Genomic DNA, 25,019 nt, shown 5'->3' on the forward strand with positions numbered 1-25,019 from the left:
GGAATTTCCCCCACGGTATTTTTTAAGCAGGGAGCTTATGACCATCAATTTTTCACTGGCGCAGATCGAAGCGTTTGCCTGCGTGGTGGAGTCAGGCAGCATTACGCACGCCGCCAGGCGGATGAACAAAGACCGCACGACCGTCAGCGAGCTACTGGACTACCTGGAACTGGATCTGGGCTACGCCCTGTTCGATCGCCACTGTCGGCCGTTTGCGCTGACCGAGCGCGGTAGACTGCTTTATCGCCGGGCACGGCTGTTTTTACACGAGGCTCAGGCGTTCAGCTATCTGGCCATGCAGCAGCAGAAGCAACCGCCGCAAACGCTGACGCTCAGTTACGATATTTTCACTCCGCGTATGCTGCTTGCCACTCTGGCGGAGGAGTGCCGTTGCCAGGGCGTTCAGCTCAATCTCTGCAACCAGGATCGCCAGGATGCCGAGCAGGCGCTGCAAAAGGGCGAAAGCGATATTGGCATCTATCAGGCGGTGAACAAGTCAGTGAGCGAGCGTTTTAAGTGGCGCGCAGTGGGCAGTATCGAAATGGGGGTATATGCCAGCCCCTCGCTGTTCGCGCATCGGCCCGTCAGCCAGCTGTCGTTGACGGCCTGCAATCAACTGATCCCGAATAAGGGTCTGGAAGACCACCTGGCGCGTCGCCTGCAGATTGCCGATCGCGTGCAGTTTGTGAATGATGCCGTTCTGCTGGAGTCTTTACTGGAGAAGGGGGCTGGTTGGGCTTTTCTGCCCGTCCATGTGCTGGAGGAAAGAAAAAGTCAGATTGAACGGATTGAAACCGAAATGGGCAGCAGCGGGATAGTGCATGCGATGGTAGCCATCTGGCAGCCGGAGCAGGCCGGGCACCCGATTTTAAATCAGGTGCTCGACCGAATAACCGAGCTGTTTGCGGCGAATTAATACTCCCAGGTGTCGGGATCGACGCCCATTTCGCGCATAATCGCTTTTGCTTCTTCAGGGATCTCGTCGCTACGTTCCTTACGCAGATCCACATCATCAGGCAAAGGCTGACCGGTGAACGCATGCAGGAATGCTTCACACAGCAGTTCACTGTTGGTGGCATGACGCAGGTTATTCACCTGGCGACGGGTGCGTTCGTCGGTCAAAATTTTGAGCACTTTCAACGGAATAGATACCGTGATTTTCTTTACCTGTTCGCTCTTCTTACCGTGTTCAGCGTAAGGGCTGATATATTCGCCGTTCCATTCAGCCATGGGTTACCTTAGTCATAATCAATATTTAAATGAGAAATGCCGAAATTCGGCCAATTATGCCCGAAGTTGGTGTGTATCACACAGCGATAACACAACTTTCTGTGGGGGATATCGGCATAATTTTAGCGGTTATTGGCCCATTGCTCAATCTATACGCAAAGACATTTAGATGTCCAGATGTATTGACGGCTATATTCACCCTGTTTACTCTATAGTCCTTCAACTTCTTCAGCAGGAATTTATGCACCATGACGCGTAAACAGGCAACCATCGCAGTACGCAGCGGATTGAATGATGACGAGCAATATGGCTGCGTTGTCCCACCGATTCACCTGTCCAGTACCTATAACTTTCTCGATTTCAACGAGCCGCGCGCGCACGATTATTCGCGCCGCGGGAATCCGACCCGCGATGTGGTACAGCATGCACTGGCGGAGCTGGAAGGGGGTGTGGGTGCCGTACTGACCAATACCGGTATGGCCGCGGTGCATCTGGTGTGTACCGTATTCCTGAAGCCGGGTGACCTGTTGGTCGCTCCGCACGACTGTTACGGTGGCAGCTATCGTCTTTTTGACAGCCTGAGCAAACGCGGTGCTTATCGGGTGAAGTTTGTCGATCAGGGTGATGAAGCCGCACTTCAGGCTGCACTGGCTGAAAAGCCGAAGCTGGTGCTGATTGAAAGCCCGAGTAATCCGCTGCTGCGCGTAGTGGATATTGCCGCGATCTGTCAGGCGGCGAAAGAAGCCGGGGCGATCAGCGTGGTGGATAACACCTTCCTCAGCCCGGCACTGCAGAATCCGCTGGCGTTGGGTGCAGACCTGGTGCTCCATTCCTGTACTAAATACCTTAACGGCCACTCTGATGTAGTTGCCGGCGCGGTGATTTCAAAAGATCCGCAGCATGCGACGGACCTTGCATGGTGGGCGAATAATATTGGCGTAACCGGCGCGGCGTTTGACAGCTACCTGCTCCTGCGCGGTCTGCGCACGCTTAATCCACGTATTGCGGCGGCACAGCGTAATGCACTGGCGATTGTTGAGTATCTGAAACAACAACCGCTGGTGAAAAAGTTGTATCATCCTTCTCTACCGGAAAACGCAGGACATCAGTTCGCGGTGAAGCAGCAGAAAGGCTTTGGTGCGATGTTAAGCTTTGAGTTTGATGGCGATGAAGCAACGCTGCGCCGTTTCCTCAAGGCGCTGGAGCTGTTTACCCTGGCGGAGTCGCTGGGTGGAGTGGAAAGCCTGATTTCGCATACTGCAACGATGACGCATGCCGGAATGTCGGCAGAAGCCCGTGCCGCGGCAGGAATTTCCGAAACGCTGCTGCGTATTTCGATAGGAATTGAGGATCACGAAGATTTAATCGCCGATCTGGATAATGCATTCCAGATTGCGGCCAAGAGGTAAGCATGAGTCATTCAGCAGTGACAGAGGTGGGCAGTTCACGGCAGTTACACAAATTTGGTGGCAGTAGCCTGGCGGATGCCAAATGCTATCAGCGCGTTGCCGGTATCGTGGCGGAGTACAGCCAGCCGGGTGACCTGATGGTCGTTTCTGCTGCAGGAAGCACCACTAACCAGTTGATCAGCTGGCTCAAACTGAGTCAGAGCGATCGACTGTCTGCACATCAGGTTCAGCAGGCTCTGCGCCGTTATCAGAGCGAGCTGATTAGCAGCCTGTTACCGCCGGAAACCGCCGACCCGCTCATTGCTGAATTTATTTACGATCTGGAAAAACTGGCTGCGCTGCTCGACGGTGTCATCAACGATGTCGTCTATGCGGAAGTGGTTGGACACGGTGAAATCTGGTCAGCACGGTTGATGTCGGCCGTGCTGAGGCAGCGCGATATTGATGCCAGCTGGCTGGATGCACGTGATTTTCTGCGCGCCGAGCGCGCTGCACAGCCGCAGGTCGATGAAGGTAAATCACTGCTGCTGCTTCAGCAGCTTATCGCTCAGCATCCCTCGCAGCGTCTGGTGGTCACCGGCTTTATCTGCGCCAACGATGCCGGTGAAACGGTGCTGCTGGGACGCAACGGCAGTGACTATTCCGCAACCCAGATTGGTTCACTGGCCGGCGTGTCGCGCGTGACCATCTGGAGCGATGTGGCCGGTGTGTACAGTGCCGACCCGCGTAAGGTGAAGGATGCCTGCCTGCTGCCGCTGCTGCGTCTGGACGAGGCCAGTGAGCTGGCGCGCCTCGCCGCACCGGTATTGCACACGCGTACACTGCAGCCAGTATCCAACAGCGATATCGATCTGCAGCTGCGCTGTAGCTATCAGCCTGAACAGGGATCAACCCGTATTGAACGCGTTCTGGCCTCCGGGACCGGAGCGCGCATTGTGACCAGCCATGATGATGTTTGTCTGATTGAGTTCCATGTCCCTGCGCACCATGACTTCGCGACGGTGCATAAGGAAATCGACCATCTGCTCAAACGTGCCCAGGTTCGTCCGCTGGCGACGGGAGTTCATCCCGATCGCAGTCTGCTTCAGCTGTGTTACACCTCAGAAGTGGTCAACAGTGCGTTAGCGCTGCTGGAAGATGCTGCGCTGCCGGGACGTTTACAGCTGCGGGAAGGAATGGCGCTGGTGGCGATGGTTGGGGCGGGCGTGTGTCGTAATCCGCTGCACAGCCACCGTTTCTGGCAGCAGATGAAAGACCAGCCGGTTGAGTTTATCTGGCAGTCGGAAGAGGGCATTAGCCTGGTGGCGGTGCTGCGCGTCGGCCCAACCGAGCATCTGATTCGCGGCCTGCACCAGACCCTGTTCCGCGCAGAGAAACGCATCGGCCTGGTACTGTTTGGCAAAGGGAACATCGGTTCACGCTGGCTGGAACTGTTTGCTCGCGAGCAGGAGACTCTTTCTGCGCGTACCGGCTTTGAATTTATTCTGGCAGGCGTAGTGAACAGCCGCCGCAGCCTGCTGAGCTACGACGGGCTGGAAGCCAGTCGGGCGCTGGCGTTCTTTGAAGAGGAAGCGGTAGAGCAGGATCAGGAATCGCTGTTCTTGTGGATGCGGGCCCACCCGTTTGACGACCTCGTAGTGCTGGACGTGACCGCCAGTGAATCACTGGCCGCGCAGTATCTGGATTTCGCCAGCTACGGTTTCCATGTGATTGGTGCAAACAAAGTCGCAGGCGCATCAAGCAGCGACGCCTATCGTCAAATTCGCGATGCCTTTGCAAAAACCGGGCGCCAGTGGCTGTACAACGCCACCGTGGGGGCCGGGCTGCCGGTGAACCACACGGTGCGTGACCTGCGCGAAAGCGGCGACAGTATTCTGGCGATCAGCGGGATCTTCTCCGGTACGCTTTCCTGGCTGTTCCTGCAGTTTGACGGCACGGTGCTGTTTACCGAACTGGTAGACCAGGCATGGCAGCAGGGGCTGACCGAGCCCGATCCGCGCGTCGATCTGTCTGGCCAGGACGTGATGCGTAAGCTGGTAATCCTGGCGCGTGAAGCCGGTTACGACATCGAACCGGATCATGTTCGCGTAGAGTCGCTGGTTCCGGCGGGATGCCAGGCGGGCTCGGTGGATCATTTCTTCGAAAACGGCGACACGCTTAACGAGCAGATGTTGCAACGTTATGAGGCGGCTCAGGAGATGGGACTGGTGCTGCGTTATGTGGCGCGCTTTGATGCCAACGGTAAGGCCCGCGTTGGCGTGGAGGCCGTCCGCGCCGATCATCCGCTCGCTGCGCTGCTACCGTGCGATAACGTCTTTGCTATTGAAAGCCGCTGGTACCGCGATAATCCGCTGGTGATCCGCGGTCCGGGTGCCGGTCGTGATGTGACCGCCGGAGCCATTCAGTCGGATCTGAACCGGCTGGCGCAGCTGCTGTAGCGTTAACAGCGTGCTGGTGGCCGAATATCATCAGCACGTTCTGTTTAATAAAGGAATGAAAACAGGCATGGACGCCTGCTAAGTAGATAAAATGGGAAGCAGGCCTCCAGCGGCCGTATGAATTTGGGATACGGCACTGCACATTATTTTAATAGATTATTCTGCTGGTAGCGAAAAGTCTTTGTACTGGCGACGAGTGGTTTCTCCGGGCCATTAATCCGCAAAAAAGACCCCATTCTTGCATCACTCACACGCCATTGAGCAGCATAGCTCATAAGGGTGACAGGCTCTGCTATCCAGCCGGCCTGAGCCATTGAATTTTACTGATTAACGCATCATGAATTTCCCTCATCTTCATTGAGGATTTGTCACGGCATGTCAACATCTAACTGTTGACTGAATGTACAATTTCCGTCATTTTGAATGTCTGGACGTCTAAATGGATAGACGTTTAACGGCGACAGAATCAATGGCGATCGATGAGGTAACGGGTATGAGTTTTTTCCATGCAAATCAGCGCGAAGCACTAAATCAGAGTCTGGCCGAGATAAACGGGCAGATTAATGTCTCTTTTGAGTTCTTCCCGCCGCGCACCGCTGAAATGGAAAATACCCTCTGGAGCTCTATCGATCGTCTGAGCAGCCTGAAGCCGCAGTTTGTCTCCGTCACCTACGGAGCCAACTCCGGCGAGCGCGACCGCACCCACAGCATCATTAAAGGCATTAAAGATCGTACCGGTCTGGAAGCTGCACCGCATCTCACCTGTGTCGATGCCACCCGTGAAGAGCTGCGTACTATCGCACAGGACTACTGGAATAACGGTATCCGCCATATCGTTGCCCTGCGCGGCGATCTGCCTCCGGGCAGCGGCAAGCCTGAAATGTACGGGGCTGACCTGGTAGCGCTGCTGAAAGAGGTGGGTGATTTTGATATTTCCGTTGCGGCCTATCCGGAAGTGCATCCTGAAGCGAAAAGTGCTCAGGCTGACCTGATTAACCTGAAACGTAAAATCGATGCCGGTGCGAATCGGGCGATTACTCAGTTCTTCTTTGATGTAGAAAGCTATCTGCGCTTCCGCGATCGCTGTGTGTCAACCGGAATTGATGTTGAGATCGTACCGGGTATTCTGCCGGTATCTAACTTCAAACAGCTGCAGCGCTTTGCCACCATGACTAACGTGCGTGTACCGGGCTGGATGACCAGCATGTTTGAAGGGCTGGATGATGATGCCGAAACCCGCAAAATGGTCGGTGCCAATATTGCGATGGATATGGTGAAGATCCTGAGCCGTGAAGGGGTGAAAGACTTCCATTTCTACACGCTGAACCGCGCAGAGATGAGCTACGCCATCTGTCATACGCTGGGCGTTCGCCCCGGTGCGAATGCAAACGTGGCCTGATACGCTGTAAACCGGGTTAAGATTTCACCACAGACAGTATTATAGTTTGTATCAATATATACTGCTTGTTTTTGTTTGGTTTGCGCTCAGTTTGCCTTTAGACTACATAAAACGGTAGGAATGGAATCTTCATGAGTACTTACATAGATATATAGTACAGATCATTATCTCACCTGAAACAGCAGTAGGATTTTTTCACGGTGTTTTATCGGTTCCCCAGGATTTGGGTTATCTGGCCTATGGTTATATAGATACTGACTCCAGATACAATAGGGGAACAGAACGGATTAGACTAATTAATGCTATTCGTTTTGGTATTCTTCAAAATGAAAATTTTTTCAGAACGATTGAAACAGTATTGAATAAATTCAATCAATATGTTCCAGAGAAAAAAAGGGATGGTATCTACGCTAAGATTGGGGCATCAGTAGTTGGGCGAGCTATTACCAATTCTATAATATCAAAAAAAATAGCAACTTCTATAGCTCAAAGAAGCTCTCTCATGGTCGCTCTACGTGGTGGTATAGCCGGCAATACTCTGTTAGCTGGCGGTATGGCTGAACGTAGTATATACACATCCCAACGGCTTCAAAGCGCCGATCCAGAAATATATTACACATTGCGTCAAAGAAACTACGATTTCCTTTATTTCCTTGTTGAACCGGCTTTACACCCCTTTGTTGAAGCGTTAAGGGTTAGAAGAACACAAGGAGAAGCGGCATTCAATCAGATTCTGGACCTTGTTGAAAAAGAGGTTAATCATGGCAGATGATAAAACTAAAAAATTATCATTGGGGAAGCAAGTATTTCATAGTTTCTTAGAATACTCTGTTTCCTTGCTTGGTGGCATTTTAGTTTTTTTATGTATTTATTGGTTCTTCCACTTTGAAACATGGTATGAACGATTTATATATATAGCTGTTAGTGTGGTTGTAGTATACATCATTGTTAAAATTCTACCTGAAAGACCAGAAGAATAGGATCTTAACAACATAAGAATTTACTAATTTCTTTACCAGATTATTTATTTTTATACGGTGGAAATGGAGTTCAGATAAAAGGCTCTTGCACCGCTTTAGTCCGTGAAGGTGCTATAGAGGTAATGAATACTCAACATGGCATTACTAATGGTGCAGGTGTGGAATAAGAAATATATATCATAACACTTGATGGCGTTGTTATTTTTTTCGTTGTATTTAACCATGCTTATATTCCCGTATGAATAAAATGGTGCTGATTTATTGTGTTTATGTGTGGCTGAAAGCGAGCTGGGAAGAGCTGAAAGGTGCCCTGAGTGGGTAGAATGTTCAAATGACGGGGTTACAGAAAAATATCGCGATCGCGGCTTGTGATCGCTAAAAAAGAAGAACCCCACATTAAAAAGTGGGGGTAGTCGGCACTCTGAAACAGGACGCTCAGCGTCCTGTTTTATACCTGTGAAGTATTAACAGAGCGGGATCTCCCGCCCTTGCAACTTAGCCGGTGTTACGCATGCCTGCCGCCACGCCGGCGATAGTCACCATCAGCGCCTGCTCCACGCGTGCATCGACTTCACCGCCATCAGCTTCCTGCTGGCGCGAGCGGTGCAGCAGTTCAGCCTGCAGCACGTTCAGCGGGTCGGTATAGACGTTACGCAGTGCGATAGATTCAGCAATCCACGGCTGGTCGGCCATCAGATGCGAGTCGTTAGCGATGGTCAGTACCGCTTTGATATCGGAATCCAGCTGGTCACGCAGCTGTTTGCCCAGCGGCCACAGAGACTCTTCCACCAGACGCTGATCGTAGTACTCCGCCAGCCAGAGGTCCGCTTTAGAGAACACCATCTCCAGCATGCCCAGGCGCGTAGAGAAGAACGGCCAGTCGCGGCACATGGTTTCCAGCTGTTCCTGGTGGCCTTCTTCCATCGCCTGCTGCAGTCCGGCTCCGGCACCCAGCCACGCTGGCAGCATCAGGCGGTTCTGCGTCCAGGCAAAGATCCACGGAATGGCGCGCAGCGACTCAACGCCACCGGTCGGGCGACGCTTGGCCGGACGTGAACCCAGCGGCAGTTTACCCAGCTCCAGCTCCGGCGTGGCCGAGCGGAAGTAAGGGACGAAGTCAGCGTGCTCGCGCACGTAGCCGCGATACATTTTACAGGACACATCGGAGAGCTGATCCATGATGCTGCGCCATTCGACTTTTGGCTCCGGTGGTGGCTGCAGGTTGGCTTCCAGGATCGCACCGGTATACAGCGACAGGCTGCTGATGGTGACTTCCGGCAGACCAAACTTAAAGCGGATCATCTCACCCTGTTCGGTGACGCGCAGGCCGCCTTTCAGGCTGCCCGGAGGCTGAGACAGCAGGGCTGCGTGCGCAGGGGCACCGCCACGGCCGATACTGCCGCCGCGTCCGTGGAACAGCGTCAGGGTAATCCCGGCTTTCTCACAGGTTTTGATCAGTGCGTCCTGAGCCTGGTACTGTGCCCAGCTAGCGGCCATCACACCCGCATCTTTGGCGGAATCAGAATAACCAATCATCACCATCTGTTTGCCCTGAATAATGCCGCGATACCAGTCGATATTCAGCAGCTGCCTCATCACATCGTTAGCGTTATTCAGGTCGTCCAGGGTTTCAAACAGCGGAGCAACCGGCAGGGTGTAAGAAATACCGGCTTCTTTCAGCAGCAGGTGGACGGCCAGCACGTCGGACGGTGTTTTCGCCATCGAAATAACGTAAGCGGCGATCGAACCTTTCGGCACATCGGCGGCTACACGGCAGGTATCCAGCACTTCTTTGGTGTCGGCGCTTGGCTCCCAGTTGCGAGGCAGCAGCGGACGTTTGGAATTCAGCTCGCGGATCAGGAAGGCCTGTTTGTCGGATTCTGACCAGCTTTCGTAGTCGCCAAGGCCCAGATAGCGGGTGATTTCAGCGATAGCTTCGGTGTGGCGGGTACTTTCCTGGCGCAGATCGATGCGCACCAGCGGAACGCCGAAGCACTTCACGCGGCGCATGGTGTCCAGCAGCTGGCCGTTGGCAATAATGCCCATCCCACAGGCCTGCAGTGACTGGTAGCAGGTGTGCAGCGGTTCCCACAGCTGATCGTTGGAGATCAACAGGTCTGCCGGACGCGGTAAACGCTCGCCTTTCAGGCGGCGCGCCAGGTAAGCCTGGGTGCTGGTCAGCTGGCTGCGAAGATTTTTCATAATCTCGCGGTACGGCTCCTGCGCTTCCTGATTGCCGCACAGCTCGCGCACTTCCGGCGTACATTCGGACATCGACAGCTCTGAGATCAGCACGGCGATATCGCGCAGGAACAGGTCGGTGGCTTTCCAGCGGCTCAGCTGCAGCACGTGGCGGGTAATATCAGCGGTCACGTTGGGATTTCCGTCGCGGTCGCCGCCCATCCAGGAGGTGAACTGTACCGGAACGAAATCAACCGGCAGGGTATAGCCGAAGGACTCTTCAACCTGCTCGTTTAACTCGCGCAGGAAGTGAGGTACACCTTCCCACAGGCTGTTCTCGACCACCGCAAAGCCCCATTTGGCTTCATCAATGGGTGACGGACGGTATTTGCGAATTTCATCAGTGTGCCAGGCCTGAGCAACCAGCTGGCGCAGACGGCGCATGATTTGCGCGCGGTCATAGTCAGAAAGATCGTTGTGATCCAGCTGCTTAAGGCAGTTGTTCACCTCAACCAGTTTGTGGATCAGCGTACGACGGGTGATTTCCGTTGGGTGAGCGGTCAGAACTAATTCCAGCGACAGGGATTCAATCGCCTCGCGAATGTTAGCTTCGGTCAGGTCCGGCTGTTGTTTCAGGCGTTCAAAGGTTTTCGCCAGCATTTCCGGATGGTTCGCCCCTTCGCCCTTCGGCGAAATGGTGTGGTATTGCTCGGCAACGTTGGTCAGATTCAGGAACTGACTGAAAGCGCGCGCCACAGGCAGCAGCTCATCGTTGGACAGATTTTGCAGCGTTGATAACAGCTCCTGACGGTGGGCATCATTTCCCGCACGTGATGACTTAGAGAGCTTACGGATAGTTTCCACCCGATCGAGAATGTTCTCTCCCAGTGCATCCTTGATGGTATCCCCGAGCAGCTTGCCGAGCATACTGACATTACTTCGCATTGCGGAATATTGTTCGTTCATATGACCCCTGACACCCTCTTTCTTGTACTTGTAACTTTATTTCACCCTTGTGGGTATAACGCAGCCTTTTATCTAGCCACGTTAATAACCATTCGTCAATTGACTTAAATTTGCCGGATCGTGCCGCTAAATAACGAGAATTTATGAAATTTAATTACACCGGAGCGAGATAAGTTATTCTTATCGTCCCGAATAATCGAAATCAGAGGCAAACAGCTGTTTTTGCAGTCGATTGCCCCATTTTTCGCCTCAGTGATAGCAAAAGTGATGCACAACCTGTGTAATCAATTCGCGAGTTGGTTTAATAAACGCCGTATCGATAAATTCATCCGGCTGATGCGCCTGGTTAATTGAACCCGGTCCTAACACCAGCGTCGGGCAGATTTCCTGAATAAATGGCGCTTCGGTACAGTAGTTCACCACCTCGGTTTCGGTACCGAGCAGTTTTTCCACCACCTGCACCAGCTGATGTTCGCGCGGGCACTCGTAGCCTGGGATCGACGGATGCAGTTCACCCACGGTCAGGCGGCCCGGCCAGCGCTCACTCACCGGCGCCAGCGCTTCATTCAGCAGCCCATCAAGATCGCTCAGCGTCAGCCCCGGCAGCGGGCGGATATCCATATGCAGCTCGCAGCAGGCGCAGATGCGGTTTGCCGCGTCGCCGCCGTTGATATGGCCCAGGTTCATGGTGGGGTAAGGAATGGCGAAGCCGCTGTGGTTGTAGCGCGTTTTCAGCGTGTTACGCAGCTCCATTAGCTGGGTAATTGACTCGTGCATCAGCTCAATGGCGTTAACGCCGCGAGCCGGATCGCTGGAGTGGCCGGACTGGCCCTGAATACGGATAACGTTGGAGATGTGGCCTTTATGGGCGCGGACCGGCTTCAGCGATGTTGGCTCGCCGATGATCGCGCAGTCAGGGCGCAGGCTGGTGGTTTCTGAGAAGAATTTGGCGCCGGCCATGGTGGTTTCTTCATCCGCCGTTGCCAGGATATACAGCGGTTTTTTCAGCGCGGACACATCAACTTCACGCAGCGTATCTAAGATGAAGGCGAAAAAGCCTTTCATGTCGGCGGTGCCCAGTCCGTACAGTTTGTTGTCATGTTCGGTCAGTGTAAACGGGTCACGCGTCCAGCGGCCGTCGTCGAAAGGTACGGTGTCAGTATGACCAGCCAGCAGCAGTCCGCCAGCACCGAGCCCACTTTTCGCTAACATATTGAATTTATTGCGTGTGCCAGGAACGGGCTGAACTTCAACAGTGAAGCCAATATCGCGGAACCAGCCCGCAAGCAAATTGATTAAAGTTTCATTGCTCTGATCGAGCGCGCTGTCGGTGGCGCTGATTGATGGCGTAGCAATCAGCTGGCGGTATATCTCAATAAAAGGTGGTAATGTTGTCTTCACTGTTGACAGTCCTTAGGTTAGGATAGTATCAATATTCATGCATTAATAGTGAATAAAAATACATTAACGACGAGCGGATGGAAACCGATAATTTTTCCACCATTTGGCTTGGACAGCCAAAGTGAACATAACCGCATTCTGCAACGTAGTCACATATTTAAAGCGAGTTACTCTCTGATGACCAATCCGTTAATTATCAAACTGGGTGGTGTGCTGCTGGATAGTGAAGAGGCGCTGGAGCGTCTGTTCGATGCGCTGGTGAGCTATCGTGCAACCCATTCGCGTCAGCTGCTGATTGTGCACGGTGGCGGCTGCCTGGTAGATGAATTGATGAACAAGCTGTCCCTGCCGGTGAAAAAGAAAAATGGCCTGCGCGTTACGCCTGCCGATCAGATAGACATCATTACCGGTGCGCTGGCCGGTACCGCCAACAAAACTTTGCTAGCCTGGTCGAAAAAACACGGTATTGATGCCGTTGGCCTGTGTCTGGGTGACGGCGGAAGTGTTAATGTTGCTCAGTTTGATGAAGAACTTGGTCATGTGGGACAGGCTACCCCGGGTTCACCGGTGCTGATTAATACGCTGCTGGGTGCAGGTTTCCTGCCGGTTGTCAGCTCAATCGGCATTACCCAGGATGGCCTGCTGATGAACGTCAATGCCGATCAGGCTGCGACGGCGCTGGCCGCGACGCTGGGTGCCGATCTGATTCTGCTCTCCGACGTGAGCGGTATCCTCGATGCCAACAAGCAGCGAATTGAAGAGATGACGGCTGAAAAAGCCGAGCAGCTGATCGCCGACGGTGTGATTACCGATGGAATGATCGTCAAGGTGAATGCCGCACTGGATGCCGCCCGTACCCTGGGCCGCCCGGTGGACATCGCCAGCTGGCGTCATGCCGAGCAGCTGCCAACCTTATTTAGCGGCGTGTCCATTGGCACCCGTATCCTCGCTTAATTAGAAACGTTTTCAAGGAATCATCATGCAAGACAAAAGCATCAAAAAAATCGTACTGGCTTACTCCGGCGGTCTGGATACTTCTGCGATTATTCCATGGCTGAAAGAGAACTACGGCGGCTGTGAAGTGGTCGCTTTCGTGGCGGATATCGGCCAGGAACGTGGCGATCTGGAAGGCGTTGAGCAGAAAGCGCTGCAGTCCGGTGCGTCTGAGTGCCATGTGGTTGACCTGCGTGAAGAGTTCATCAGCGAATACGTTTATCCGGTGCTGCAAACCGGCGCTCTGTATGAAGGCACCTACCTGCTGGGGACTTCTATGGCGCGTCCAATCATCGCTAAAGCCCAGGTTGAGCTGGCGCTGAAAGTGGGCGCAGATGCGCTGTGTCACGGTGCGACCGGCAAAGGTAACGACCAGGTGCGTTTCGAAACCACCTACACCGCGCTGGCTCCACAGCTGAAAGTGGTTGCGCCATGGCGTGAGTGGAACCTGCGTTCCCGTGAAGCGCTGCTGGACTACCTGAAAGAGCGCAATATCCCGACCACCGCGTCGCTGGAAAAAATCTACAGCCGTGATGAAAATGCATGGCATATCTCTACCGAAGGCGGCGTGCTGGAAAGCCCGTGGAACGCACCGAACAAAGATTGCTGGGTGTGGACCGTCGATCCACTGGAAGCGCCGGATCAGCCTGAACAGGTGACCATTGTCGTTGAGAAAGGTCGTGTAGTAGCGGTTAACGGTGAAGCGTTAACGCCGTTCGGCTGCCTGGACAAACTGAATGCGATCGGTGCACGTCACGGCGTGGGTCGTATCGATATCGTAGAAAACCGTCTGGTCGGCATTAAGTCTCGCGGCTGCTACGAAACCCCGGGCGGTACCATTATGGTTAACGCGCTGCGTGCCGTTGAGCAGCTGGTTCTGGACCGCGACAGCTTCAAATGGCGTGAGCAGCTGGGCCTGGAAATGTCCTACGTTGTTTACGATGGTCGCTGGTTCGCACCGCTGCGTAAATCTCTGCAAGCATCTGCAGAAGCACTGGCTGAAGAAGTGAACGGCGAAGTGGTACTGCAGCTGTACAAAGGCCAGGTGACGGCGATTCAGAAGAAATCTGCCAACAGCCTGTACTCTGAAGAGTTCGCCACCTTCGGCGAAGACGAAGTGTACGATCACCGTCACGCGGGCGGCTTTATCCGTCTGTTCTCCCTCTCTTCACGCATTCGTGCGCTGAACGAGAAAAAGTAATTAATTTGGTCGCGGTGGGCGAGGCGTGCCTCGCTCCTGCCTGATTTCCAGAGTGCGGCACCCGTGCCGCCTCTTGCATAATTTCTGAATGGAGTACTGAGCATGGCACTTTGGGGTGGGCGGTTTACGCAGGCAGCAGATCAACGTTTCAAACTGTTTAATGATTCACTGCGCTTCGACTATCGTCTGGCAGAGCAGGACATCACCGGTTCCGTTGCCTGGTCCAAAGCGCTGGTGACGGTCAATGTATTAACCGTAGAAGAGCAGCAGCAGCTGGAAAGCGCGCTGAATGTTCTGCTGGAAGAAGTGCGCGCGAATCCGCAGCAAATTGTGGAAAGCGACGCCGAAGATATTCACAGCTGGGTGGAAGGCAAACTGATTGATAAGGTCGGCGCGCTGGGTAAAAAACTCCACACCGGCCGTAGCCGTAACGATCAGGTCGCAACCGACCTGAAACTGTGGTGCAAACTGCAGGTTAGTGAGCTGTTGACTGCGGTTCGCGAATTCCAGCGGGCGCTGGTGGCCACCGCAGAAGCAAACCAGGACGCGGTGATGCCGGGTTATACCCATCTGCAGCGTGCGCAACCGGTGACCTTTGCGCACTGGTGCCTGGCGTATGTTGAAATGCTGGCCCGCGATGAAAGCCGTCTGCAGGATACGTTAAAACGCCTGGACGTCAGCCCGCTGGGCTGCGGTGCGCTGGCGGGTACGGCTTATGAGATCGATCGCGAGCAGCTGGCTGGCTGGTTAGGTTTTGCTTCTGCCACTCGTAACAGTCTGGATACTGTTTCCGACCGCGACCATGTGCTGGAGCTGCTGTCCGATGCTTCAATCGGCATGATCCACCTTTCGCGTTTTGCTGAAGATCTGATCTTTTTCAACACTGGAGAAGCAGGTTTTGTTGAGCTGTCCGATCGTGTAACGTCTGGCTCTTCACTGATGCCACAGAAGAAAAATCCTGATGCGCTGGAGCTGATCCGCGGCAAAGTGGGCCGTGTGCAGGGCGCGCTGACTGCCATGAGCATGACGTTGAAAGGCCTGCCGCTGGCGTACAACAAAGACATGCAGGAAGATAAAGAAGGCCTGTTTGATGCGTTGGATACCTGGCACGATTGCCTGCATATGGCAGCCCTGGTGCTGGATGGTATTCAGGTGAAACGTCCACGCTGCCAGGAAGCGGCAGAACAGGGTTATGCAAACTCAACCGAGCTGGCAGATTATCTGGTGGCGAAAGGCGTACCGTTCCGTGAGGCGCACCATATTGTTGGTAAAGCGGTAGTGGAAGCGATTAAACAGGGCGTAGCTCTGGAAGCATTGAAACTGGCCGATCTGCAAAAATTCAGCAGCGTTATCGGTGATGATGTTTACCCGGCGCTGTCACTGCAGTCATGTCTGAATAAGCGTAGCGCCAAAGGCGGTGTTTCTCCACATCAGGTATCGTTGGCAATTACTGACTCGAAACAGCGTATTAAATAATCTTTATTTGCCCAATGTATCTGTGTAATTAAAAGTGCGCAGATACATTTTTTTTACGTTTTTTTTAAAATAAATAATTTTCTATTTTTTTTATTCGTTTTTATCAATATTCTATCCAAGTTGTATATGGACATAACTTTGACTTGAGATGGAGATTTAAAATGAAAGAGTTATCTAGTCGTGAAATATCTGAAGTAAGTGGTGCTGGTCTGCTCGGTGCCATTAATCTGGCATCTACTGCGGGGTGGGCTGGTAGCATTGTTGGTGGACGTAATGGCGGTAATGGTGGTGGGCTGCTTGGCTTTGGAATCATCGGAAGCGGCGTTGGTATGGTGATAGGTGGCTGTATTGGGGCTACTGGTGGTTTTATTAAAGGGCTCACTCAGTCAGATAGCGCTTCATACGAACAGTCTGAAGAGATCATGAAGGGTATTAACAGCGGTTCGATAGGCAATTAATTAATTTAGAAAATAAAGCACACCGATTGGGTGTGCTTTTTAGTATTATGAGTGTCAGTAATTAAAAGTCTCTATGATATGCTGATTAAAAATCACGCTTACCACTTCAGAGAACCGACTTTTCTATACGAATGACCGTTGCCGGATTATGCGGAAAAAAACTTTTCTAAATCATCGCTGCCACCAATATGGCGGCCGCCAATAAATACCTGAGGTACGGTGGCGCGGCCGGTGATGGCGCGCAGGCTCACGGTAGTGGCATCCTGGCCCAACACGATTTCTTCATACTGAATACCGCGATCCAGCAGCATCTGCTTGGCTTTGGTGCAAAACGGGCAGCCGGGCTTGGTGAGCAGCGAAACGGACTCCTGCACTTTAAATTCCGGCGCAACATAGCGCAGCATGGTATCGGCATCAGACACTTCAAACGGGTCGCCCGGCTTGTTCGGCTCAACGAACATTTTGACCACCACGCCGTTGCGTACCAGCATGGAATAACGCCATGAGCGCGGACCGAAGCCAAGGTCGGCTTTCTCTACCAGCATTTCCATTCCGCGGGTGAAATCACCGTTGCCGTCAGGAATAAAATTGATGTGCTCGGCATGCTGATCGGCTTTCCACGCGTTCATCACGAAGGTGTCGTTAACGGATACGCAGAGGATGCTGTCCACACCATGGCTTTTAAACACGCCGGCCAGTTCGTTATAGCGCGGCAGGTGGCTTGAGGAACAGGTTGGGGTAAAGGCTCCGGGCAGGGAGAAGACGATCACCGTTTTGTCTTTGAACAGCTCATCAGTGGTGACATCAACCCAGCTGTCGCCCTGTCGCGTGTGAAAAGTGACCTTTGGGATGGATTTACCTTCCTGACTTGCAAACATGTAAAGACCTCATCGTTTAATTTTCGGGTGGGCTATTTGTGTACGGACACATTATTATGATTGAGGGTTGATAGGGCTAATCGTTGATTGCTATCCTATCTATCGCCACGAACTATCGTGGTCAGGAGGATAAGATGAATATTCGTGATCTTGAGTATCTGGTTTCACTGGCGGAACACCGCCATTTTCGTCGGGCAGCGGATGCCTGCCATGTAAGCCAGCCGACCCTCAGTGGGCAGATCCGCAAGCTGGAAGATGAACTGGGTGTGATGTTGCTGGAGCGTACCAGCCGTAAGGTGTTGTTCACCCAGGCAGGACTTCTGCTGGTGGATCAGGCGCGCACTGTACTTCGTGAAGTCAAGGTACTGAAAGAGATGGCCAGCCAGCAGGGTGAAGCGATGTCCGGCCCGCTGCATATTGGCCTGATCCCGACCGTAGGCCCCTATTTGCTGCCGCAGATTATTCCGTCTCTGCATAAAACGTTCCCTAAGCTGGAGATGTATCTGCACGAGGCGCAAACGCAGCAACTGTTGGCACAGCTCGACAGCGGTAAGCTGGACTGCGCCATCCTTGCGCTGGTGAAAGAGTCGGAAGCGTTTATTGAAGTGCCGCTGTTTGATGAGCCGATGAAGCTGGCGGTGTATCAGGATCACCCGTGGCACGATCGCGATCGTGTTCCGATGTCGGATCTGGCCGGTGAGAGGCTGCTGATGCTTGAAGACGGTCACTGTCTGCGCGATCAGGCGATGGGTTTCTGCTTCCAGGCGGGCGCGGACGAGGACACGCATTTCCGTGCAACCAGTCTGGAAACGCTGCGTAACATGGTGGCGGCGGGCAGCGGAATTACGCTATTACCTGCGCTGGCCGTACCGAAAGAGCGGGTGCGTGATGGTGTATGCTATCTGCCCTGCTACAAGCCGGAACCACAGCGCACCATCGCACTGGTTTATCGTCCGGGATCACCTCTGCGCGGCCGTTATGAACAGCTGGCAGAGGCGATCCGAACGCATATGCAGGGCGTGATGATTGGCGGTTTAAAACAGGCGATTTAAGCCGTTCAGCGCAGCCACTCGATAGGCCTCAGCCATGGTCGGGTAGTTGAAGGTGGTATTCACAAAGTACTCAATTGTGTTGCCACCGTTTTTCTGTTCCATGATTGCCTGACCGATATGGATAATCTCGGCCGCGCGTTCACCAAAGCAGTGAATACCCAGAATTTCTTTGGTTTCACGGTGGAACAGAATTTTCAGGCTGCCGACGTTCATCCCGACAATCTGCGCACGAGCCAGATGCTTGAACTGTGCCCGGCCCACTTCATACGGCACTTTCATCGCCGTCAGCTGTTGCTCGGTTTTGCCGACGGAGCTGATTTCCGGGATGGTGTAGATACCGGTTGGAATGTCTTCAATCAGATGCGCGTTGGCTTCGCCTTTCATCAGAGCCTGTGCGGCAATACGGCCCTGATCGTAGGCGGCGGAGGCCAGGCTTGGATAGCCAATCACATCGCCAACCGCGTAGATATGCGGCTGTGCGGTCTGATACATGCTGTTGACCTTCAGTAGCCCACGGCCATCAGCCTTCAGCCCGACATTTTCCAGCGACAGCGAGTCGGTGTTACCGGTGCGTCCGTTGGCGTACAGCAGGCAGTCCGCTTTCAGCTTCTTCCCGGATTTCAGATGCATAATCACGCCATCTTCAACCCCTTCAATTTTCTCGAACTCTTCGTTATGGCGGATAACTACGCCGCTGTTCCAGAAGTGGTACGAGAGCGAATCCGACATTTCCTGATCGAGGAAGGCCAGCAGGCGGTCGCGGGTGTTAATCAAATCAACTTTGACGTTCAGACCGCGGAAAATTGAAGCGTATTCACAACCAATGACCCCGGCACCATAGATAATGACATGGCCCGGCTCATGGTGAAGATTGAGGATTGAATCGCTGTCGTAAACCCGTGGATGGGTAAAATCAACATCCGGCGGGTGGTAAGGGCGTGAACCACAGGCGATAACAAATTTCTCAGCGGTCAGACGTTCGGTTGTACCATCAGGGCTTTCTACTTCGATGGTGTTGGCATCAACGAAACGTGCATCGCCCTGGAACATCTCACAGTGATTCCGTTCATAGAATCCCTGACGCATACGGGTTTGCTGACTGATAACGTTCTCGGTGTGGTTGAGAATGTCGGCAAAGGAGGAGCGAAGGAGACGTGAGTGGTCGCTATACAGTGGGTTCTGGTTAAACTCGATAATGCGGCTAACGGCATGACGCAGTGCTTTCGACGGAATCGTTCCCCAATGTGTACACCCGCCGCCGATATTGTGGTAGCGCTCGATTACTGCGACGCGCGCTCCCTGTTTCACCAGCCCCATCGCAGCGCCTTCGCCGCCCGGGCCTGAACCAATAATAATGGCGTCGTAATCATAAGACTGTTGCATACCAATACGTCCTATTTTATAAAACAATTTTACAACGATATCCTAACATCCAGCGGCCAGCTTCCCAATTCTTACCGCTTTTTTTGCCATCATTTGCCAAATTCTCAGGTTAACAGGCGGTCACAAAGTTTGAGGCACTGTACGCTGAAATTTTTGCTATAGTGCCCACTTGCAGGCTAAACAGGCACAAAAATGGGCGTCAGAGCGCAGCAAAAAGAACGTACACGGCGGTCACTTATCGAGGCGGCATTCAGTCAGTTAAGTGCCGAGCGTAGCTTTGCCAGCCTGAGTCTGCGCGAGGTGGCCAGAGAGGCGGGAATTGCCCCGACGTCATTTTATCGTCACTTTCGTGATGTAGATGAACTGGGATTAACCATGGTAGACGAAAGCGGCTTAATGCTTCGTCAACTAATGCGACAGGCTCGTCAGCGTATTGCCAAAGGTGGTAGCGTTATTCGTACTTCCGTGTCAACTTTCATGGAATTTATCGGCGATAACCCTAACGCCTTTCGCCTTCTGCTACGTGAGCGCTCAGGGACATCAGCCGCCTTCCGTGCCGCCGTTGCCCGGGAAATACAGCATTTTATCGCCGAACTGGCGGATTATCTGGAAATAGAAAATCGCATGCCGCGCAGCTTCACTGAAGCGCAGGCGGAAGCGATGGTTATCATTGTGTTTAACGCCGGTGCAGAAGCACTGGATATTGATGCCGTACAGCGTCGTCAGCTGGAAGAACGGATGGTACTGCAGCTACGTATGATCTCGAAAGGGGCATATTACTGGTATCGCCGTGAGCAGGAGAGACTGGCTGTGACGCTGGCATCCAACGATTAAAAAGGTGGAGACATGAGTTTAGCTTCAGGCAGAGACAAAGGAACGCTGCTGCTGGCGTTTTTAACCGGGCTTTCCATTAACGGTAGTTTTTCGGCACTTTTTAGCTCGATAGTACCCTTTTCAATGTTCCCGATTATTGCGCTGGGGCTTGCCGCCTGGAGTCTGCACCAGCGCTATCTGAATCGTTCGATGCCTGATGGTATGCCCTCACTGGCCGCAGGGTTCTTCCTGCTGGGTATCCTGCTTTATAGCGCAATGGTGCGGGCGGAGTATCCGGATATCGGTTCGAACTTTATCCCGACCATTTTGATGGTAGCGGTCGTGTTCTGGATTGTGGGCAAGTGGCGGGGGCGTAAGAACAGCTGATTTTCAGGGCGATCGTTCGATCGCCCTGATTGTTTAACGCCGGGTCAGCAGTACGCCGCATTCCATATGATGGGTATACGGGAACTGATCGAACAGCGCCAGGCGGGTCACATCATGAGTGGCGGACAGCGTGGCGAGGTTGTTGCACAGCGTTTCAGGATTGCAGGAAATATAAAGGATGCGCGGGTAGGCCTGTACCATTTTCACCGTTTCATCATCCAAACCGCTGCGTGGCGGATCGACAAAGATGGTTTCACACTCGTAGCTCTTCAGATCGATCCCCTCCAGACGGTTAAAGCTTCTTTCCCCGTTCATCGCCTGGGTGAATTCTTCCGCCGCCATACGAATGATCTGTACGTTATCAATCTGATTTACCGCAATATTGTACTGCGCCGAGGCGACGGAAGGCTTGGCGATTTCGGTAGCCAGTACCCGACGGAAATTACGTGCCAGCGCCAGCGAGAAGTTGCCGTTGCCGCAGTACAGTTCCAGCAGGTCGCCGCTTGAGTTACGGGTGGTATCCAGCGCCCATTCCAGCATTTTCACGTTCATGGCGGCGTTTGGCTGGGTAAAGCTGTTTTCGACCTGGCGGTAAATCATCTCCCGGCCATCCACCGTCAGGCACTCATCCACGAAATCCTGGTCCAGACAGATTTTGGTTTTCGTGGCGCGGCCAATCAGATGCAGGTTAAATCCTTCAGCACGCAGCGCATCGCGTAGTTGCTCTGCAGCCTGCTGCCAGACTTCATCCAGCTTACGGTGATACAGCAGGGAGACCACGACCTGGCCACTCTGTGTAGAAAGGTAATCAATCTGGAACAGCTTAAAGCGCAACGCCTGCGTTTCACGCAGCGTAGCCAGTAATCGTGGCATCAGGCGATTAATCAGCTCGCTGGCGGCCGGGAAGCTGTTAACACGGATTCTTTCACGTGTTTGCTGATCGAAGATGATGTGGTAGAGGTCATCGCCATCGTGCCAGACGCGAAACTCGGCACGCATCCGATAGTGGCTGACCGGCGAACGGAAGATTTCAACTTCGGGCGCGTTAAAGGCCGACATCATCGACGTCAGGCGGTTTACCTTTTCGGCAAGCTGATCTTCATATTGTTCTACGGGCAGCTGTTCGGGCGTCATAGTGATTCCTGGATATTTGGCGGAGATAGCCGGGCGATTGTAGGGATTCCACATCTGATGTCCAGCATTGTGAACGAATTGCCACTATGGAAGTCCAGCTATCTGGACTTCCAATTGTGTTATACATAAAATGCGCTCTCCGGCCTCCCCATGAGTTAAAAGGGAATCCAGTGAAAATCTGGAGCTGACGCGCAGCGGTATAGAATGTCATGGCAATCGCGCAAGCAGACACTGTCTCCGGATGGGAAGTCATTGCCTTTTACGACACTGAGCCCGAAGACCTGCCGGATTAACGTCGCATTATTACGATCATCGCGTGCTATCGATTGTAAGCCTGCGGCATCCTGCAGGTTTTTTTGGATGCTCTATCAATGACAAAAATGAATAAATCGCTGTTTGCCTTTAGCGCAACGGCAATTGCACTCTGGGCGCAGTATGGTTTTGCACAGGATAATAAAGAAGAAACCCAGGTTGTGACGGCGAACCGCTTTCAGCAGCCTGTCAATACGGTACTTGCGCCGACCACCGTTGTTACCCGTACTGAAATCGATCGCTGGCAGTCTAAAAGCCTCAGCGATGTGATGCGCCGTTTGCCGGGCGTTGATGCCGTGCAGAGTGGTGGATTGGGGCAAAAAACCAGTCTCTTTATTCGCGGCTCTAACTCTAATCATGTACTGGTGCTGATCGACGGCATCCGGCTGAATCAGTCTGGCATCACCGGCTCTGCGGATATCAGCCAGATACCGCTGGCGCTGGTACAGCGCGTTGAGTATATCCGTGGTGCTCGCTCCGCGGTTTACGGTTCTGATGCGATCGGCGGCGTGGTTAACATTATTACCACGCACGAAGGCGAAGGCACGACGCTGGAAGCCGGGGTCGGTTCAAACAGCTATCAAAATTATAATGGCTCTACCCGGCAGAAACTCGGTGAAAATACTCAGGTGACGCTGGCCGGGGATTATACCTACACCCGAGGTTTCGACGTAAAGGCCGGTTATCCAAACGATTACGGCCCGGCCCAGCCAGATCGCGACGGCTTTATGAGCAAAACGCTTTACGGCGCGTTGAATCACCAGTTTAACGAACAGTTCAGTGGTTTCGTGCGCGGTTACGGTTTTGATAATCGTACCGGCTATGACAGTGGCTACGGTGATGCCGTACCGGGCTCGTTAGTTGATACGCACCAACTCTACAGCCAGACTTGGGACACCGGGCTGCGCTTTAATCAGGGTATCTGGTCCTCACAGCTTGTTGCCAGCATCAGCCGCGTGAAGGATTACAACTACGATCCGCGCCTGGGGCGCTACAGCGCAGCAACCACGCTGGATGAAAGCAAACAGTATAATGTGCAGTGGGGCAATACGTTCGCCGTGGGGCAGGGGGCTGTTAGCGGTGGCGTAGACTGGCAGAAGGAAACCACGGAGCCAGGCACCAGCTCGCTGGCAAACAGCACCGAGCTACGCAATACCGGACTGTATCTGACCGGGCAGCAGCGGTTCGGTGAGTTTACCGTTGAAGGCGCGGTGCGCGGGGATGATAACTCCCAGTTCGGCTGGCATGACACCTGGCAGACCAGCGCCGGTTGGGAATTCGTGGAGGGTTATCGCTTTATTGCTTCCTACGGTACGGCATTCAAAGCGCCAAACCTGGCCCAGCTTTACAGCAACTTCTATGGTAACGACCAACTGAAGCCGGAAGAGAGTAAGCAGTGGGAAGCGGGCTTTGAAGGGTTGACCGGTCCGGTCACGTGGCATATCTCCGGCTATCGTAATGACATTGATAATCTGGTCGATAGCGATCCAACGACATACCGTTACTACAACATCTCGAAAGCCACCATCAAGGGCGTTGAAGCAACGGCTTCCTTTGATACCGGTCCGCTGAGCCACCAAGTCTCCTTCGACTATCTGGACCCGCGTAACGGCGCAACTAATGAGATCTTACTGCGCCGTGCGAAACAGCAGGTGAAGTACCAGCTTGACTGGACGGTCTATGACTTTGACTGGTCTGTTACCTATCAGTACCTGGGTCAGCGCTATGATAAAGACTTCAACGTCTATCCTGAGCGAACGGTGAAAATGGGCGGTGTCAGCCTTTGGGATCTCGCCGTGTCGTATCCGATCACATCCCATCTGACTGTTCGTGGTAGAATTGCCAACCTGTTCGATAAAGACTACGAGACAGTGTATGGCTATGAAACCCCTGGACGAGAATACTACCTCAACGGCAGCTACACCTTCTAATCTGCGCCCCACCGTGCTGGTTTTTGACTCCGGCGTCGGTGGGCTTTCAGTCTATGATGAGATCCGCAAGCTATTGCCGGATCTCCACTATCTCTACGCGTTTGATAACGTTGCCTTTCCTTATGGTGAAAAGTCGGAAGAGTTTATCGTTGATCGGGTTGTCTCTATTGTAGAAGCGGTCACGCTTCGTTATCCCCTCGCGCTGGTGGTCATTGCCTGTAACTCGGCCAGCACAGTGACCCTACCAGCATTACGTGAACGTTTTTCTTTCCCTGTGGTGGGCGTTGTGCCTGCGATCAAGCCCGCGGCGCGCTTAACCCGCAACGGGATTGTTGGTCTGTTAGCGACTCGCGGAACGGTGAAGCGTCCTTATACCCATGAGCTGGTGGCGCGTTTTGCCAGCGAATGCAAAATCGAAATGCTGGGCTCAGCGGAGCTGGTCGAACTGGCGGAAGCGAAACTGCACGGTAAACCGGTGGCAATAGAAGAAGTGAAGCGGATTTTACAACCGTGGCTGCGTATGAAGGAGCCGCCGGATACCGTCGTACTGGGATGCACGCATTTTCCACTGATTAGTGAAGAACTGCAGCAGGTGCTGCCGGAAGGCACCCGATTAATTGATTCCGGCGCTGCGATTGCCCGCCGTACCGTCTGGTTATTAGAAAATGAATCACCAGAAGCTTTTTCTACAGACAGTAATATCGCGTACTGCATGGATATTACGGAACAGGCAGTACAATTAATACCCGTTTTGCAGCGTTACGGGTTTGAAAAGCTCGAAAAACTAGCGCTCTGAAGCACTTTTGGGCAAAAAAACAACATTCGAACATCTTTTTAAAATTAGCCCTTGTCAGCCGCCAGAAAACCCCTATACTGCGCCTCCACTGACACGGAACAACGGCTTACAGGCCAGCGTGTTGGAGGTTCAGGAAGTTGTCTGAACCGCCGGAAAAAACCTCTCAAAAAGAGGTTGACTCCGAAGGAGGAAAGCGTAATA

21 protein-coding genes and 1 riboswitch are annotated in these 25,019 nt (G+C 53.2%); of the genes, 15 read left to right on the plus strand and 6 right to left on the minus strand.

The window, feature by feature from the left end:
* Positions 1–37 precede the first annotated feature (37 nt).
* Positions 38–916 (plus strand): LysR family transcriptional regulator, encoded by an 879-nt coding sequence (locus AC07U6_RS16070; protein WP_494764263.1) that lies wholly within the window; start codon positions 38–40, stop codon positions 914–916.
* On the opposite strand, the gene metJ is transcribed toward AC07U6_RS16070, so the two are convergent.
* Entirely contained in the window at positions 913–1,230 is a 318-nt protein-coding gene (gene metJ / locus AC07U6_RS16075) for a met regulon transcriptional regulator MetJ (RefSeq protein ID WP_013200201.1), read from the minus strand. The genes AC07U6_RS16070 and metJ overlap by 4 nt on opposite strands.
* A 248-nt stretch (positions 1,231–1,478) precedes the next feature.
* Between metJ and metB the strand changes: the two genes are divergently transcribed.
* The 5 genes from metB (at position 1,479) to AC07U6_RS16100 (ending at position 7,456) form a co-directional block, all read left to right on the plus strand.
* On the plus strand, positions 1,479–2,639 hold the full coding sequence (metB, locus tag AC07U6_RS16080) for a cystathionine gamma-synthase (protein ID WP_494764262.1): 1,161 nt from the start codon (positions 1,479–1,481) through the stop codon (positions 2,637–2,639).
* 2 nt (positions 2,640–2,641) lie between these two features.
* Positions 2,642–5,077: a bifunctional aspartate kinase/homoserine dehydrogenase II gene (locus AC07U6_RS16085; RefSeq protein ID WP_494764261.1), complete on the plus strand. Its 2,436-nt coding sequence runs from the start codon at positions 2,642–2,644 to the stop codon at positions 5,075–5,077.
* 493 nt (positions 5,078–5,570) lie between these two features.
* On the plus strand, positions 5,571–6,476 hold the full coding sequence (gene metF / locus AC07U6_RS16090) for a methylenetetrahydrofolate reductase (RefSeq protein WP_494764584.1): 906 nt from the start codon (positions 5,571–5,573) through the stop codon (positions 6,474–6,476).
* A 151-nt stretch (positions 6,477–6,627) separates the two neighbouring features.
* A complete protein-coding gene (locus AC07U6_RS16095) occupies positions 6,628–7,248 on the plus strand; it encodes a hypothetical protein (RefSeq protein WP_494764583.1) in 621 nt (206 codons plus the stop codon).
* The gene (locus AC07U6_RS16100) at positions 7,238–7,456 is read left to right on the plus strand and encodes a hypothetical protein (protein WP_494764260.1); all 219 of its coding nucleotides are present in this window, start codon (positions 7,238–7,240) and stop codon (positions 7,454–7,456) included. Before AC07U6_RS16095 ends, AC07U6_RS16100 begins: the two co-directional genes overlap by 11 nt.
* Positions 7,457–7,951: 495 nt before the next feature.
* On the opposite strand, the gene ppc is transcribed toward AC07U6_RS16100, so the two are convergent.
* Positions 7,952–10,603 carry a phosphoenolpyruvate carboxylase gene (gene ppc, locus AC07U6_RS16105; RefSeq protein WP_494764259.1) on the minus strand — a complete coding sequence of 884 codons (2,652 nt, stop codon included), beginning with the start codon at positions 10,601–10,603 and terminating at the stop codon, positions 7,952–7,954.
* Positions 10,604–10,852: 249 nt separating this feature from the next.
* Complete coding sequence (gene argE, locus AC07U6_RS16110; protein WP_494764258.1) at positions 10,853–12,004, minus strand: acetylornithine deacetylase; 1,152 nt, start codon at positions 12,002–12,004, stop codon at positions 10,853–10,855.
* Positions 12,005–12,181: 177 nt separating this feature from the next.
* On the opposite strand from argE, the gene argB reads away from it, so the two are divergent.
* The 4 genes from argB (at position 12,182) to AC07U6_RS16130 (ending at position 16,132) form a co-directional block, all read left to right on the plus strand.
* Positions 12,182–12,958 carry an acetylglutamate kinase gene (gene argB, locus AC07U6_RS16115; RefSeq protein ID WP_494764257.1) on the plus strand — a complete coding sequence of 259 codons (777 nt, stop codon included), beginning with the start codon at positions 12,182–12,184 and terminating at the stop codon, positions 12,956–12,958.
* Positions 12,959–12,983: 25 nt separating this feature from the next.
* Positions 12,984–14,198, plus strand: coding sequence for an argininosuccinate synthase (locus AC07U6_RS16120; protein WP_205067548.1), 1,215 nt, complete (start codon positions 12,984–12,986; stop codon positions 14,196–14,198).
* 102 nt (positions 14,199–14,300) lie between these two features.
* Positions 14,301–15,674 (plus strand): argininosuccinate lyase, encoded by a 1,374-nt coding sequence (gene argH / locus AC07U6_RS16125; RefSeq protein ID WP_494764256.1) that lies wholly within the window; start codon positions 14,301–14,303, stop codon positions 15,672–15,674.
* Between the two features lie 161 nt (positions 15,675–15,835).
* A complete protein-coding gene (locus AC07U6_RS16130) occupies positions 15,836–16,132 on the plus strand; it encodes a hypothetical protein (protein ID WP_494764255.1) in 297 nt (98 codons plus the stop codon).
* A 146-nt stretch (positions 16,133–16,278) separates the two neighbouring features.
* Here AC07U6_RS16130 and AC07U6_RS16135 read toward each other — a convergent pair whose 3' ends face one another.
* The gene (locus AC07U6_RS16135) at positions 16,279–17,010 is read right to left on the minus strand and encodes a glutathione peroxidase (RefSeq protein ID WP_494764254.1); all 732 of its coding nucleotides are present in this window, start codon (positions 17,008–17,010) and stop codon (positions 16,279–16,281) included.
* Between the two features lie 134 nt (positions 17,011–17,144).
* Between AC07U6_RS16135 and oxyR the strand changes: the two genes are divergently transcribed.
* On the plus strand, positions 17,145–18,062 hold the full coding sequence (gene oxyR, locus AC07U6_RS16140) for a DNA-binding transcriptional regulator OxyR (protein ID WP_494764253.1): 918 nt from the start codon (positions 17,145–17,147) through the stop codon (positions 18,060–18,062).
* Here the strand turns inward: oxyR and sthA are convergent.
* The gene (gene sthA, locus AC07U6_RS16145) at positions 18,045–19,445 is read right to left on the minus strand and encodes a Si-specific NAD(P)(+) transhydrogenase (protein WP_494764252.1); all 1,401 of its coding nucleotides are present in this window, start codon (positions 19,443–19,445) and stop codon (positions 18,045–18,047) included. The two genes, oxyR and sthA, sit on opposite strands and share 18 nt — an antisense overlap.
* A 192-nt stretch (positions 19,446–19,637) precedes the next feature.
* Here sthA and fabR point away from each other — a divergent pair, with 192 nt between their 5' ends.
* Together fabR and AC07U6_RS16155 are read left to right on the plus strand one after the other, a co-directional pair.
* Positions 19,638–20,279, plus strand: a complete 642-nt coding sequence (fabR, locus tag AC07U6_RS16150; protein ID WP_494764251.1) for an HTH-type transcriptional repressor FabR — start codon at positions 19,638–19,640, stop codon at positions 20,277–20,279.
* Between the two features lie 12 nt (positions 20,280–20,291).
* Positions 20,292–20,645, plus strand: coding sequence for a YijD family membrane protein (locus AC07U6_RS16155; RefSeq protein WP_494764250.1), 354 nt, complete (start codon positions 20,292–20,294; stop codon positions 20,643–20,645).
* Positions 20,646–20,678: 33 nt separating this feature from the next.
* On the opposite strand, the gene trmA is transcribed toward AC07U6_RS16155, so the two are convergent.
* Complete coding sequence (trmA, locus tag AC07U6_RS16160) at positions 20,679–21,779, minus strand: tRNA (uridine(54)-C5)-methyltransferase TrmA (protein ID WP_494764249.1); 1,101 nt, start codon at positions 21,777–21,779, stop codon at positions 20,679–20,681.
* 123 nt (positions 21,780–21,902) lie between these two features.
* Positions 21,903–22,083: riboswitch (cobalamin riboswitch) on the plus strand.
* Between the two features lie 67 nt (positions 22,084–22,150).
* On the opposite strand from trmA, the gene btuB reads away from it, so the two are divergent.
* The gene (gene btuB, locus AC07U6_RS16165) at positions 22,151–24,022 is read left to right on the plus strand and encodes a TonB-dependent vitamin B12 receptor BtuB (protein WP_494764248.1); all 1,872 of its coding nucleotides are present in this window, start codon (positions 22,151–22,153) and stop codon (positions 24,020–24,022) included.
* Positions 23,967–24,818, plus strand: coding sequence for a glutamate racemase (murI, locus tag AC07U6_RS16170; protein ID WP_494764247.1), 852 nt, complete (start codon positions 23,967–23,969; stop codon positions 24,816–24,818). Before btuB ends, murI begins: the two co-directional genes overlap by 56 nt.
* Positions 24,819–25,019: the final 201 nt, after the last annotated feature.

The organism is Erwinia sp. GW821-FHT03D09 (assembly GCF_059420805.1).

Bases quoted from the DNA above. Each gene is read 5' to 3' on its own strand.
- metF (WP_494764584.1), top strand. From the start codon at position 5,571: ATGAGTTTTTTCCATGCAAATCAGCGCGAAGCACTAAATCAGAGTCTG.
- AC07U6_RS16070 (WP_494764263.1), top strand. From the start codon at position 38: ATGACCATCAATTTTTCACTGGCGCAGATCGAAGCGTTTGCCTGCGTG.
- AC07U6_RS16135 (WP_494764254.1), bottom strand. From the start codon at position 17,010: ATGTTTGCAAGTCAGGAAGGTAAATCCATCCCAAAGGTCACTTTTCAC.
- fabR (WP_494764251.1), top strand. From the start codon at position 19,638: ATGGGCGTCAGAGCGCAGCAAAAAGAACGTACACGGCGGTCACTTATC.
- argB (WP_494764257.1), top strand. From the start codon at position 12,182: ATGACCAATCCGTTAATTATCAAACTGGGTGGTGTGCTGCTGGATAGT.
- AC07U6_RS16155 (WP_494764250.1), top strand. From the start codon at position 20,292: ATGAGTTTAGCTTCAGGCAGAGACAAAGGAACGCTGCTGCTGGCGTTT.
- metB (WP_494764262.1), top strand. From the start codon at position 1,479: ATGACGCGTAAACAGGCAACCATCGCAGTACGCAGCGGATTGAATGAT.
- trmA (WP_494764249.1), bottom strand. From the start codon at position 21,779: ATGACGCCCGAACAGCTGCCCGTAGAACAATATGAAGATCAGCTTGCC.
- AC07U6_RS16130 (WP_494764255.1), top strand. From the start codon at position 15,836: ATGAAAGAGTTATCTAGTCGTGAAATATCTGAAGTAAGTGGTGCTGGT.
- murI (WP_494764247.1), top strand. From the start codon at position 23,967: ATGGCTATGAAACCCCTGGACGAGAATACTACCTCAACGGCAGCTACA.
- AC07U6_RS16100 (WP_494764260.1), top strand. From the start codon at position 7,238: ATGGCAGATGATAAAACTAAAAAATTATCATTGGGGAAGCAAGTATTT.
- AC07U6_RS16120 (WP_205067548.1), top strand. From the start codon at position 12,984: ATGCAAGACAAAAGCATCAAAAAAATCGTACTGGCTTACTCCGGCGGT.
- argH (WP_494764256.1), top strand. From the start codon at position 14,301: ATGGCACTTTGGGGTGGGCGGTTTACGCAGGCAGCAGATCAACGTTTC.
- oxyR (WP_494764253.1), top strand. From the start codon at position 17,145: ATGAATATTCGTGATCTTGAGTATCTGGTTTCACTGGCGGAACACCGC.
- metJ (WP_013200201.1), bottom strand. From the start codon at position 1,230: ATGGCTGAATGGAACGGCGAATATATCAGCCCTTACGCTGAACACGGT.
- ppc (WP_494764259.1), bottom strand. From the start codon at position 10,603: ATGAACGAACAATATTCCGCAATGCGAAGTAATGTCAGTATGCTCGGC.
- btuB (WP_494764248.1), top strand. From the start codon at position 22,151: ATGACAAAAATGAATAAATCGCTGTTTGCCTTTAGCGCAACGGCAATT.
- sthA (WP_494764252.1), bottom strand. From the start codon at position 19,445: ATGCAACAGTCTTATGATTACGACGCCATTATTATTGGTTCAGGCCCG.
- AC07U6_RS16085 (WP_494764261.1), top strand. From the start codon at position 2,642: ATGAGTCATTCAGCAGTGACAGAGGTGGGCAGTTCACGGCAGTTACAC.